The organism is Sphingomonas silueang (assembly GCF_040049155.1).
Classification (GTDB): Bacteria; Pseudomonadota; Alphaproteobacteria; order Sphingomonadales; family Sphingomonadaceae; genus Sphingomonas; species Sphingomonas silueang.
This window is the reverse complement of the sequence record NZ_JBDZDK010000012.1, coordinates 94,369-105,763: the sequence shown is the minus strand read 5'-3', so window position 1 is coordinate 105,763 and position 11,395 is coordinate 94,369. Positions and strand designations below refer to the sequence as shown.

10 protein-coding genes and 2 riboswitches are annotated in these 11,395 nt (G+C 69.3%); of the genes, 7 read left to right on the top strand and 3 right to left on the bottom strand.

Going from position 1 to position 11,395, the window contains the following annotated elements; genetic code table 11:
* Nucleotides 1–58: 58 nt before the first annotated feature.
* Nucleotides 59–517, top strand: coding sequence for a DUF3597 domain-containing protein (locus ABLE43_RS13115; RefSeq protein ID WP_348978886.1), 459 nt, complete (start codon nt 59–61; stop codon nt 515–517).
* Nucleotides 518–616: 99 nt separating this feature from the next.
* On the opposite strand, the gene ABLE43_RS13110 is transcribed toward ABLE43_RS13115, so the two are convergent.
* Together ABLE43_RS13110 and ABLE43_RS13105 are read right to left on the bottom strand one after the other, a co-directional pair.
* The gene (locus ABLE43_RS13110) at nt 617–2,149 is read right to left on the bottom strand and encodes an aminoacyl--tRNA ligase-related protein (RefSeq protein ID WP_348978885.1); all 1,533 of its coding nucleotides are present in this window, start codon (nt 2,147–2,149) and stop codon (nt 617–619) included.
* 237 nt (nt 2,150–2,386) lie between these two features.
* The gene (locus ABLE43_RS13105) at nt 2,387–3,664 is read right to left on the bottom strand and encodes an Hsp70 family protein (protein ID WP_348978884.1); all 1,278 of its coding nucleotides are present in this window, start codon (nt 3,662–3,664) and stop codon (nt 2,387–2,389) included.
* 196 nt (nt 3,665–3,860) lie between these two features.
* Nucleotides 3,861–3,950: riboswitch (glycine riboswitch) on the top strand.
* Nucleotides 3,951–4,058: riboswitch (glycine riboswitch) on the top strand.
* Between the two features lie 58 nt (nt 4,059–4,116).
* Between ABLE43_RS13105 and gcvT the strand changes: the two genes are divergently transcribed.
* From gcvT to ABLE43_RS13080, 5 genes are all read left to right on the top strand, one after another.
* The gene (gene gcvT, locus ABLE43_RS13100; protein ID WP_348978883.1) at nt 4,117–5,307 is read left to right on the top strand and encodes a glycine cleavage system aminomethyltransferase GcvT; all 1,191 of its coding nucleotides are present in this window, start codon (nt 4,117–4,119) and stop codon (nt 5,305–5,307) included.
* An 11-nt stretch (nt 5,308–5,318) separates the two neighbouring features.
* Nucleotides 5,319–5,690 carry a glycine cleavage system protein GcvH gene (gene gcvH / locus ABLE43_RS13095; RefSeq protein WP_348978882.1) on the top strand — a complete coding sequence of 124 codons (372 nt, stop codon included), beginning with the start codon at nt 5,319–5,321 and terminating at the stop codon, nt 5,688–5,690.
* A 163-nt stretch (nt 5,691–5,853) separates the two neighbouring features.
* Nucleotides 5,854–7,212, top strand: a complete 1,359-nt coding sequence (gene gcvPA / locus ABLE43_RS13090; protein WP_348978881.1) for an aminomethyl-transferring glycine dehydrogenase subunit GcvPA — start codon at nt 5,854–5,856, stop codon at nt 7,210–7,212.
* Nucleotides 7,209–8,780, top strand: a complete 1,572-nt coding sequence (gcvPB, locus tag ABLE43_RS13085; protein WP_348978880.1) for an aminomethyl-transferring glycine dehydrogenase subunit GcvPB — start codon at nt 7,209–7,211, stop codon at nt 8,778–8,780. The genes gcvPA and gcvPB overlap by 4 nt, the downstream gene beginning before the upstream one ends.
* Before the next feature lie 51 nt (nt 8,781–8,831).
* Nucleotides 8,832–9,344 carry a CcdC protein domain-containing protein gene (locus ABLE43_RS13080; protein WP_348978879.1) on the top strand — a complete coding sequence of 171 codons (513 nt, stop codon included), beginning with the start codon at nt 8,832–8,834 and terminating at the stop codon, nt 9,342–9,344.
* A gap of 38 nt (nt 9,345–9,382) precedes the next feature.
* On the opposite strand, the gene ABLE43_RS13075 is transcribed toward ABLE43_RS13080, so the two are convergent.
* Nucleotides 9,383–9,754, bottom strand: coding sequence for a DUF1244 domain-containing protein (locus ABLE43_RS13075; protein ID WP_348978878.1), 372 nt, complete (start codon nt 9,752–9,754; stop codon nt 9,383–9,385).
* Nucleotides 9,755–9,826: 72 nt separating this feature from the next.
* On the opposite strand from ABLE43_RS13075, the gene pyk reads away from it, so the two are divergent.
* Nucleotides 9,827–11,293, top strand: a complete 1,467-nt coding sequence (gene pyk, locus ABLE43_RS13070; RefSeq protein ID WP_348978877.1) for a pyruvate kinase — start codon at nt 9,827–9,829, stop codon at nt 11,291–11,293.
* Nucleotides 11,294–11,395 lie beyond the last annotated feature (102 nt).

Here is an 11,395-nt window from a genome sequence, read left to right as displayed (position 1 = left end):
CGATCGCCCGCCCGTCCGTTACCCGCCCCGACCGATAACCAGTTGGGAAAGGCTGACCATGGGCATTTTCGAGCGCATCAAGACGCAGATCTTCGGCAAGGACGGCGGGCCGTTCGGCGACAATTACTTCGGCCGGAAGAAGGATGCGCCCGCACCCGCGCCTACCCCGGCCCCCGCGCCGGTGCAGCAGCACGCGCCCGCCGCCCCCGCCGCCCCGGCACAGGCCCCCGCCGCCCCGGCGACCGCGCCCGCGCAGCCGGTCGACGCCCGCGCCGCGATCGCCCGCATCGCCGAGGCGAAGGGCAATCCCCCGCTCAACTGGCAGACCTCGATCGTCGACCTGATGAAGCTGCTCGACCTCGATTCGAGCCTTGAGAACCGCAAGGAACTGGCGACCGAACTCGGCTACAGCGGCCCCAAGGACGGCAGCGCCGAGATGAACACCTGGCTCCACGCCGCGGTGCTGCGCGAACTCGGCAAGGCGGGCGGGCAGGTGCCGGAGAAGCTGAAGGACTGACGCCCCTTGTCGTACCCCCGCGCAGGCGGGGGTCCAGGGCGGCAGGCGATACGTCCGGCATCCCTGGATCCCCGCCTCCACGGGGATACGCCTACAAGTTCAGTACGCCCGCCCGATCAGCACCCGCTCCACCGCCGGTTCGCCGGTGAACACGCACGGCCCCTCGTCGCAGCCGGTCTGCCCCAGCGGGGCGTTGCGGATCGTCAGCTTCAGCGCCTTCAGCCGCTGCACCACCGACTCCAGCGCGTCACCGGTCGGCTTCGACCAGCGGACATCGACCCAGCCGGGGTTCTTCACCCCGTCGGCGAAATGCGCCTCGACGCCTGCCCAGTCGTCCATCGGCACGATCTGCGCCCGCAGCTTCTCGGTCGATTGCGCCAGCAGCACCGCCTGCACGTCCGCCAGCACCTGCCCGACGCCGCCTACGAAATCGTCCTTCGCGACGATCTGCGAATCGAGCTTGCCGCCGTCCTTGTACAGCCGGTCGCGCCGCACCACCGACACATTGCCCCCGGCCATGTCGCGCCCGCCGACCTCGACGATCAGCGGCGCGCCCTTCTTGACCCAGCCCCAGCGCTTGTTCGCCGCCTTGGCGGGCTTCAGGTCGAGCAGCGCGCGCACCGGCTCGCCCAGCGCGGTCTGTTTCGCCAGCGCCGCCTGCAATTCGCGGCAATAGGCGATCAGCGGTTCGTCCTCCGGCGCGTCGCGCAGCATCGGCACGATCACCACCTGCCACGGCGCGATCGCGGGCGGCACGCGCAGCCCGTCGTCGTCGCCGTGGACCATGATGACCCCGCCGATCATCCGCGTCGACACGCCCCAGCTGGTCGTATTCGCCAGCTCGAACTGGCCCTCGCCGTTCTGGAAGCGGATGTTCTGCGCCTGCGCGAAATTGGTGCCGAGGAAGTGCGAGGTGCCCGCCTGGAGCGCCTTGCCGTCCTGCATCATCGCCTCGATCGAATAGGTCGCGACCGCACCGGGGAAGCGTTCGTTCTCGGGCTTCTCCCCCGCGATGACATGCAGGCCGAGGCAGGTCTCGGCGAACTCGCGGTACACCTCGAGCATCCTGAGCGTCTCCTCGCGCGCCTCGTCGGCGGTGGCGTGCGCGGTATGCCCCTCCTGCCACAGGAACTCGGCGGTGCGCAGGAACATGCGGGTGCGCATTTCCCACCGGACCACGTTCGCCCACTGGTTGATGAGCACCGGCAGGTCGCGCCACGACTGGACCCAGCGGGCGAAGGCGGTGCCGATCACCGTCTCGCTGGTCGGCCGCACGACCAGCGGCTCCTCCAGCTTCGCCTCGGGGTCGGGGGTCAGCCCGCCCTTGCCGTCCGACACCAGCCGGTGATGGGTGACGACCGCCATTTCCTTGGCGAAGCCGTCGACATGCTCGGCCTCCTTCTCGAAATAGGAGAGCGGAATGAACAGCGGGAAATAGCAGTTCTCATGCCCCGTCGCCTTGATCCGGTCGTCCAGCAACCGCTGGATGCGTTCCCAGATGCCATATCCCCACGGGCGGATGACCATGCATCCGCGCACCCCGGATTCCTCGGCCAGATCGGCCTCGGTGATGACGGCTTGATACCAGGCGGCGAAATCCTGTTCGCGCGTGACGTTGAGAGCGTGCTTCATGGGGCCGCGCGATAGCCGAAGCGAACAGGGAAAGTATAGCGGGGGCGCGCGTGTTTGCCGCACCGGCCCGATCGAGGCCCAGTTCGCCGAAGCAGGAAAACTGCGCCATTCTTCTTCGTCACTCCCGCGCAGGCGGGAGCCCATATGCGCCGGCGTCGCGAATCCGGTCGAGCCGTCGGCGGCTATGGATTCCCGCCTGCGCGGGAATGACGAAGATTCATGGGTAGGATGCGCGTCTCACGCCGCCCATGCCGCCACATCCGCCTGCGCCCCGATCAGCGCGAGGCCGTGCGCGACCGAGGTCAGTTCCCCGCCCGACGCCAGCCGCCCCGCGCCGAAGCGCGCGGCGAAGGCGCGGCGGATCGCGGGCGTGAGCGAGGTGCCGCCGGTCAGGAACACCCGGTCGATCGCGCCCGCTTCGACGCCCGATCGTGCCAGCGCGGTCTCGACGGTCGCCATGATCCGCGCCACGTCGTCGGCGATCCAGTCCTCGAACTGGGCGCGGGTGACGGGCGCGCGGATCGCGATGCCGCCGCCCTCGAACGCGAACTCGGCCTCCTCGCCCACCGACAGCGCGCGCTTCACCCGCCCGACCGCATCGTAGAGCGGATAGCCCTGCTCCTCCTCGATCACCGCGATCATCCGCGCGATCGCCTGCCCGTCGGTCGCGGCACGGCGCAGCGTCTCCAGCTCGGCCAGCGTCTTGCGGTTGCGCATCAGCGCAAGCCGCGACCAGTCGGAAAAATCGCTGAAATGCCCCGCCGGTATCTCCAGCACCTTGCCGAACGAGCGATAGGTGCCGCCCTTGCCGAGCAGCGGCAGCACCAGCCGGTCGAGGATGCGCCGGTCGAACTGGTCGCCCGCGATGCCGATGCCCGCCGATCCCAGCGGCGTCGCGCGGCGCTCCGCCCCCGGCGCCTCCAGCCGCACGACCGAGAAGTCGCTGGTGCCGCCCCCGAAATCGGCGACGAGGATCGTCGCGGCGGCATCCAGCGTCGCGGCATGGCTGAACGCCGCGCCCAGCGGTTCATGGACATAGACGATCTCCGCCCCCAGCCCGGCGAACATCGCGTCGTACCGGCTGCGCGCCAGCGCCTCGTCGGGGCGATATCCGGCGAAGGTGACGGGGCGTCCGACGACGATCCGCTTCGGCGCCGTCAGCGCGCCCCGCGCCCGCGCCGCCAGCCGGTCGAGGAACGCGCGCCCCAGATCCTCGAAGCGATAGCGTCTCGTGAAGATCGGCGCGCTGTCGAAGCTGGAACTGGCGGCGACCGACTTGAACGATTGCAGGAAGCGGCAGCCTTCGGGAAATTGCAGATATTCGTCGATCGCCCATGGCCCTGCCTCGTACGCGATGCCGCCGGGCACGTCGTCCTGCCAGAAGCACAGCGCCGAGCGGAACACCGCGTCCGCGCCCTCGGGTCCGTCGAGCGGCACCAGCGCCGCGCCGTCCGCGCCCGCACGGGCGAGCACCGAATTGGTGGTGCCGAAATCGAGGCCGAGGACGGGGGACATGCGGGTTGCTCCGACAGGGGGGCGGGACGCCGTACAGCGGATCGGCGTCACCGTCATCCCCGGCATCCGGCATCCTGCCGCACCCGGCCCCCGCCGGGGTAGGAATACGACATATCCGACAACATGCGCGCCCCTTCCCCATTGACGAATCGGCCCTCCCCGGCCACAGAATCCGCGCATCACAGGCTTCCAGCCGACGCCAAGCGCGGGAGAGTGCGGACCAGGTCCGCCGCCGAAGGAGCAACCGCCCCGGAATCTCTCAGGCAACAGGGACCGCGCGATGGCATCAAGATACTCTGGAAAGCGTCACGGCGTACAAGCGCCGGACCACCGAAGGGGTAAGCATCGGGTTTCCGGTGCGAAAGCTCTCAGGTTCCGTGACAGAGGGGGCGATGGCTGTCGGCACCACCATGCCGCCCGTCGTCGTTTGACCCATCACGAAGGACGTGGCCATGAGTGACCTGCCCCCCGAACCCGCCCATGAACTGCGCGCCGACGGCACCGATCCGGTCGAGGACCTGCCGCCGCAGCTGCTGCCGCTCGACGGCTGGCACCGGGCGAAGGGCGGGCGGATGGTGCCCTTCGCGGGCTATCTGATGCCGGTGCAGTATGACGGCATCATGGCCGAGCATCTGTGGACGCGGGACAGCGCCGGGCTGTTCGATGTCAGCCACATGGGTCAGCTGCTGATCCACGGGCAAGGCGCGACCGAGGCACTGGAGGCGCTGCTGCCGGGCGATCTGCGCATCCTGAAGCCCGCGAAGATGCGCTATTCGCTGCTGCTCGCCGACAACGGCGGCATCCTCGACGACCTGATGGTCACCCGGCTCGGGCCGGAAGTGCCCTTCCCGCTGGACGCGGCGGCGGGCGATGCCTTCTACATGGTCGTCAACGGCGCGACCAAATACGACGACATCGCCCATCTTCGGGAACACCTGCCTGACGACATCACCCTCAACCACCTCGACGACCGCGCGCTGCTGGCGGTGCAGGGGCCGAAGGCGGTCGATGCGCTCGCCCGCCTCGTCCCCGGCGTCGCCGACCTGACCTTCATGACCGCGGGCAGCTTCGACTGGCAGGGCCATGCGCTGTGGGTCAGCCGCTCGGGCTATACCGGCGAGGACGGCTATGAGGTGTCGCTGCCCGAGGACGTCGCGACCGCCTTCGCCGATGCGATAACCGCGCAGCCGGAAGTGAAGCCGATCGGCCTCGGCGCGCGCGATTCGCTGCGTCTCGAGGCAGGACTGCCGCTCTACGGCCACGACCTCGATCCCCAGACGACGCCGATCGCCGCCGATCTGGGCTTTGCCCTGTCGAAGCGCCGTCGCGAGGAAGGCGGCTTCCCCGGTGCCGAGCGCATCCTCGCCGAGCGGGCCGCGAGTCCGGCGCTCAAGCGCATCGGGCTGATGATCGACGGTCGCCAGCCGGTGCGCGAGGGTGCCGAGGTGATCGACACGCAAGGCAACGTCGTCGGCCGCGTCACCTCGGGCGGCTTCGCGCCCAGCGTCCAGGCGCCGATCGCCATGGCCTATTGTCCGCCCGCGCTGGCGGCAAGCGGGGTCGTCACCCTGCGCCAGCGCGGCAAGCAGCATCCGGCGCGCGTCGTGCCGATGCCGTTCGTCCCCCACCGTTACGTCCGCTGAAGGGAAATCCCATGAGCCGCTATTTCACCCAGGAACATGAATGGATCGAGGTCGACGGTGAAGTCGCGACCGTCGGCATCACCGAATATGCCGCCGGGCAGCTGGGCGACATCGTGTTCGTCGACGTGCCCGAGGAAGGCCGTCAGCTGACCAAGGGCGACGACGCCGCCGTGGTCGAATCGGTCAAGGCCGCGTCCGACGTCTACACCCCCGCATCGGGCACGGTGATCGAGGCGAACGCGCAGCTCGCCGACAATCCGGCGCTGGTGAACGAGGATCCCGAGGGCGAAGGCTGGTTCTTCAAGCTGACGCTGCGCGACGACAGCGAACTGGGCGAGCTGATGGACGAGGACAAATACGCCGCCTACGTCGCGCGGCTGTAAATCTCGGGTACCGCGCCACCGGCCTTCGTCATCCCGGCGAAGGCCGGGATCCATGGACACGGGACGGCGCGCTTCCATCGATGACGCCCGTATCCGTGGATTCCGGCCTGCGCCGGAATGACGAACGAGGCCGCTGTTTCGCAGCGGACCAACAAGGACCAACATGCGCTATCTCCCCCTCACCCCCGCCGATCGCAGCGCGATGCTGGCCACGATCGGTGCCGACGGCATCGACGACCTGTTCGTCGACGTACCCGAATCCGCCCGGCTCGACGGCCCCGTCCCCGGCCTGCCCGACCATGCCAGCGAACTCGCGGTCGAACGGCACCTGTCGAAACTCGCGGCGAAGAACGTCGCGGCGGGGTCGGTGCCGTTCTTCCTCGGCTGCGGCGCGTATCGCCACCATGTGCCCGCCAGCGTCGATCACCTGATCCAGCGCGGCGAGTATCTGACCGCCTACACCCCCTATCAGCCGGAAATCGCGCAGGGCACGCTCCAGATGCTCTTCGAGTTCCAGAGCCAGGTGGCGCGCCTGCTGGGCTGCGACGTGGCCAATGCGTCGATGTACGACGGCTCGACCGCCTGCTGGGAAGCAGTGACGATGGCGCGGCGGGTGACGCGGCGGGCGAAGGCGGTGTTCTCGGGCGGGGTGCATCCGCATTACGTCTCGGTCGCGAAGACGATGGCGAAGTTCACCGGCGACGTGCTCGACACGACCCGTCCGTGGCTGGTCGCCGGAACCGACGACGATCGCCTGATCGAGAAGATCGACGGCGACACCTCGTGCGTCGTCGTACAATATCCCGACATCCTCGGCCGCATTCCCGACCTCAAGCGCATCGCCGATGCGGCGCATGCGGTAAAGGCGCTGCTGATCGCGGTCGTCACCGAACCGGTGGCGCTGGGTGCGATCGAGGCGCCGGGCAACCTCGGCGCGGACATCGTGGTCGGCGAAGGCCAGAGCCTCGGCGTCGGCCTCCAGTTCGGCGGGCCGTATGTCGGCCTGTTCGCCTGCTCGGAAAAGCTGGTGCGCCAGATGCCGGGCCGGCTGTGCGGCGAGACGGTGGACGCGGAGGGCAAGCGCGGCTTCGTGCTGACGCTGTCCACCCGCGAACAGCATATCCGCCGCGAAAAGGCGACGTCGAACATCTGCACCAACTCGGGGCTGTGCGCGCTCGCCTTCTCGATCCACCTGACGCTGCTCGGCGAAAAGGGGCTGCGGCAGCTCGCCGCCGTGAACCATGCCAAGGCCTGCGCCGCCGCCGACCGGCTGGCACGGGTGCCGGGCGTCGAGCTGGTCAACGACAGCTTCTTCAACGAATTCACGCTGAAGCTGTCGAAGGAAGCGCGCCCGATCGTGCGCGACCTCGCGGACCGCGGCGTGCTGGCGGGCGTGTCGCTCGGGCGGCTCTACCCGACCGACGAGGGCCTTGCGAACGGGCTGGTCGTCGCCGTCACCGAAACCGTGACCGACGAGGATATCGAGGCGCTGGCAACGGCGCTTGAGGAGGCATTGGCATGAGCGTGAACCAGAGCGGCTGGCGCCCCGAGATGGGCGAGGCTTCGGCGCAGACGCAGGCGACCTTCACCGGCAACCGCGCGCTGATGCTGGAAGAGGCGCTGATCTTCGAGATCGGGTCGAGCGACACCACCGGCGTCGATATCGACGAAGCGCCCGAAGCGCCCTCGCGCCTCGGCAACCATGCCCGCAAGAGCGCGATCGGCCTGCCCGGCCTGTCCGAGCCGGAGGCGGTGCGCCACTACACCCGCCTCAGCCGTCAGAACTACGCCATCGACCTCGGCCTGTTCCCGCTGGGGTCGTGCACGATGAAGCACAATCCGCGCCTGAACGAGCGGATGGCGCGCCTCCCCGGCTTCGCCGATCTCCACCCGCTGGGGCCGATCGACACGGTGCAGGGCGCGCTGGAGCTGATCCATCAGCTGGCGCACTGGCTGGTGACGCTGACCAACATGGATTCGGTCGCGATGTCGCCCAAGGCGGGCGCGCACGGCGAGCTGTGCGGCATCCTCGCGATCAAGGCGGCGCTGGAGAAGCGCGGCGAGGGCCATCGCAAGATCATCCTCGTGCCCGAGAGCGCGCACGGCACCAATCCCGCCACCGCCGCCTTCGCCGGGTTTACCGTGAAGGACATTCCCGCCACCGCCGACGGCCGCGTCGATACCCAGGCGCTGAAGGACCGGCTCGGCCCCGACGTGGCGGGGGTGATGATCACCAACCCCAACACCTGCGGCCTGTTCGAGCGGGATCTCAAGGAAATCTCCGACGCGGTGCATGCGGCGGGCGGATACGTCTATTGCGACGGCGCGAACTTCAACGCGATCGTCGGGCGGGTGCGCCCCGGCGACCTCGGCGTCGATGCGATGCACATCAACCTGCACAAGACCTTCTCGACCCCGCACGGCGGCGGCGGGCCGGGGTCGGGGCCGGTGGTGTTCTCCAAGGCGCTGACCCCTTTCGCCCCCCTACCCTTCGTCGAACGCCAAGGCGACCGCTTCGTCCTCGTGGAGGAGGAAACGGCGGGCGAGCATCACGCCGACAGCTTCGGCCGCATGGTCGCCTTCCACGGGCAGATGGGCATGTTCACCCGCGCCTTGAGCTACATCCTCAGCCACGGCGCGGACGGGCTGAAGCAGGTGTCCGAGGATGCCGTGCTCAACGCCAACTACATCCTGCGCAGCCTCGACGACACGCTCGACGCGCCGTTCGGTGCCAGCGGGCCGTGCATGCACGAGGCGCTGTTCAGCGACGCGAACCTCGCGGACGGCTTCTCGACGCTGGACGTGGCCAAGGGGCTGATCGACGAGGGCTATCACCCGATGACGGTGTATTTCCCGCTGGTCGTCCACGGTGCGATGCTGGTCGAGCCGACCGAGACCGAATCGAAGGCGGCGCTCGACCAGTTCATCGGCGCGCTGAAGTCGGTCGGCGAACGGGCCAAGGCGGGCGACAAGGCGCTGAAGTCCGCGCCGCACTTCGCCCCCCGCCGCCGCCTCGACGAGACGCTGGCCGCGCGCAAGCCGGTGCTGGCGTACAAGGACGTTGCGCCGACCGCGCAAGCTGCGGAATAATCCGCCCGAGGCTCCGCCCGATCGCCGGGCGGGGCCAGGGGGATCGAATCGATGCACGGGCAAGAGGGCTATACGCCGACGCTGATTTCGTTCGGCGTCATCGCCGGGATCGTCGCGCTGCGCTCGTGGCGCGGGCAGAAGCTCAGGCGGCTGCGGCTCCAGACGCTGTGGATCATGCCGGTCCTCTTCACCGGCGTCGCGGCGATGCTCTACGCCTCGCTCCCGCCTGCGGGCTGGGGCTGGGCGCTGTGCCTCGTCGCGGGCGCGGTCGGGCTGGCGCTCGGCTGGCAGCGCGGGCGGCTGATGCGGATCGAGGTCGATCCCATCACCCATGCGCTCAACCACCGCCCCTCGCCCGCCGCGCTGTTCTTCATCGTCGGCCTCGTCGTGGTGCGCGCGCTGCTCAAGCAGGCGATGGCGCACGGCGGGGCGACGATGCTGCACCTGAACGCCGCGACGGTGACGGACGCCTTCGTGGCGCTGGGCTGGGGCGTGATCGTCGCGCAGCGGGCGGAGATGTTCCTGCGGGCGCGGCGGCTGCTGCGCGCGGCGCGGGCGGTGTGATCCGTCACTCCCCTCCCTGACAAGGGAGGGGAGCGCGATCACTTCGGCTCGGTCATCGCGGGCGGATCGCTCGCCGGAAAGCTGTCCTCCAAGGCCGCGTCCAGCGCGTCGCCCTCGTCGTCGCGGTTGCGCGCCACGCTCGCCTGCATCCGCGCAATCTGTTCGGGCGACGCGGGCTGCTGGTGCTCCGCCTTCCACTGCGCATAGGGCATGCCGTACACCGCCTCGCGCCCCTCGTCCTTGGCCACGCCCGCCGCCTCTGCCAGCCAGTCGCCCAGGCAGTTGCGGCAGAACCCGGCCAGCCCCATCAGATCGACGTTCTGCGCATCGCTGCGATGCCGGAGATGCCGCACCAGCCGCCGGAACGCCGCCGCCTGCGCTTTTTCGCCGATTGAATCGATTGTTGCCATGACTCGGCCCTCCAAGGTTGATCGCGCCGCAATAACCCTTAGAGGCTGGCACGCAAACGCCCGGAGAGTGATATGACCAAGGCCTTCAGCCCCCGTTCGCGCAAGGTGCGCATCCTCGCTACGCTCGGCCCCGCCAGCAATACGCCCGAGATGATCGCCACCCTGTTCGAGGCAGGCGCGGACGCCTTTCGCGTGAACATGAGCCATGGCGACCAGCAATCGAAGGTCGCCGTGATCCGCGCGATCCGCGATCTCGAGCGGCAATATCATCGCCCGACCACCATCCTCGCCGATCTTCAGGGACCGAAGCTGCGCGTCGGCCGCTTCGCCGAAGGGCGGGTGATGCTGGAGGCCGGGCAGCGCTTCGTGCTCGACCGGTCGAGCGAACCGGGCGACGCCACCCGCGTCGAACTGCCCCACCGCGAGATTTTCGCCGCGATCGCGCGCGACGCGCGGCTGCTGCTCGACGACGGCAAGCTGGTGCTGCGCGTGCTCGAGCATGACGACGACCGGATCGTGACCGAGGTGGTCGTCGGCGGCGCGCTGTCGAACTCCAAGGGGCTGAACGTGCCCGACGTCGTGCTGCCGATGGCGGCGCTGACGCCCAAGGACATCTCCGACCTCCACTTCGCGGTCGAGCAGGGCGTCGACTGGATCGCGCTGTCGTTCGTGCAGCGCCCGGAAGACCTTGCCGAGGCGCGCAAGCTGATCGGCGGCAAGGCGGCGCTGCTCGCCAAGATCGAGAAGCCCTCGGCGGTCGCGCGGCTGGAGGAGATCGTCGAACAGTGCGACGGCGTGATGGTCGCGCGCGGCGACCTCGGCGTCGAGCTGCCGCCGCAGTCGGTGCCGCCGCTCCAGAAGCGCATCGTCGAGACCGCGCGACGGCTGGGCCGCCCGGTGGTGGTCGCGACGCAGATGCTCGAATCGATGATCACCTCGCCCTCGCCGACCCGGGCCGAAGTGTCCGACGTGGCGACCGCGGTCTATGACGGCGCGGACGCGATCATGCTGTCGGCGGAGAGTGCCGCGGGCAGCTGGCCGGTCGAATCGGTCACGATGATGAACGACATCGCCCATGCGGTGGAGCGCGACCCCGCGCACGGCGACCGGGTGCACTTCACCGTGCTCCAGCCCGATCCCACCACCGCCGACGCGCTGGCCGAAGCCGCCAAGAACATCGCCGCCACGGTCGATGCTAAGGCGATCCTGTGCTTCACCAAGTCCGGATCGACCGCACGCCGCATCGCGCGCGAACGCCCGGCGGTGCCGATCATGGTGCTCACCCCGCAGATCGAGACGGCGCGGCGTTCGGGCCTGATGTGGGGCGTCCACGCCGTCCACACCCGCGACGTCGAATCGTTCGAGGAAATGGTCGCCAAGGCCAAGCGCATGGTGCTGCGCCACAAGCTGGCGGCAGCGGGCGACCGGGTGGTGGTCTGTGCAGGCGTGCCGTTCGGGACGCCGGGGTCGACCAACGTGCTGCACGTGGTGCAGCTGACCGGCGACGAGCTGAAGAACTATACGGCGTACGAGGGGTAAAAGCTCCTCCCCGGCACGGGGAGGGGGACCAGCGGCAGGCTGGTGGAGGGGGTTGTCGGCAGACGCAACCGCTGCGTACGTGGCGGCCCCCTCCACCACCGC

Excerpts from the sequence above, each read along its gene's own strand:
- ABLE43_RS13115 (WP_348978886.1), top strand. The coding sequence starts at position 59 with ATGGGCATTTTCGAGCGCATCAAGACGCAGATCTTCGGCAAGGACGGC.
- ABLE43_RS13110 (WP_348978885.1), bottom strand. The coding sequence starts at position 2,149 with ATGAAGCACGCTCTCAACGTCACGCGCGAACAGGATTTCGCCGCCTGG.
- ABLE43_RS13105 (WP_348978884.1), bottom strand. The coding sequence starts at position 3,664 with ATGTCCCCCGTCCTCGGCCTCGATTTCGGCACCACCAATTCGGTGCTC.
- gcvT (WP_348978883.1), top strand. The coding sequence starts at position 4,117 with ATGAGTGACCTGCCCCCCGAACCCGCCCATGAACTGCGCGCCGACGGC.
- gcvH (WP_348978882.1), top strand. The coding sequence starts at position 5,319 with ATGAGCCGCTATTTCACCCAGGAACATGAATGGATCGAGGTCGACGGT.
- gcvPA (WP_348978881.1), top strand. The coding sequence starts at position 5,854 with ATGCGCTATCTCCCCCTCACCCCCGCCGATCGCAGCGCGATGCTGGCC.
- gcvPB (WP_348978880.1), top strand. The coding sequence starts at position 7,209 with ATGAGCGTGAACCAGAGCGGCTGGCGCCCCGAGATGGGCGAGGCTTCG.
- ABLE43_RS13080 (WP_348978879.1), top strand. The coding sequence starts at position 8,832 with ATGCACGGGCAAGAGGGCTATACGCCGACGCTGATTTCGTTCGGCGTC.
- ABLE43_RS13075 (WP_348978878.1), bottom strand. The coding sequence starts at position 9,754 with ATGGCAACAATCGATTCAATCGGCGAAAAAGCGCAGGCGGCGGCGTTC.
- pyk (WP_348978877.1), top strand. The coding sequence starts at position 9,827 with ATGACCAAGGCCTTCAGCCCCCGTTCGCGCAAGGTGCGCATCCTCGCT.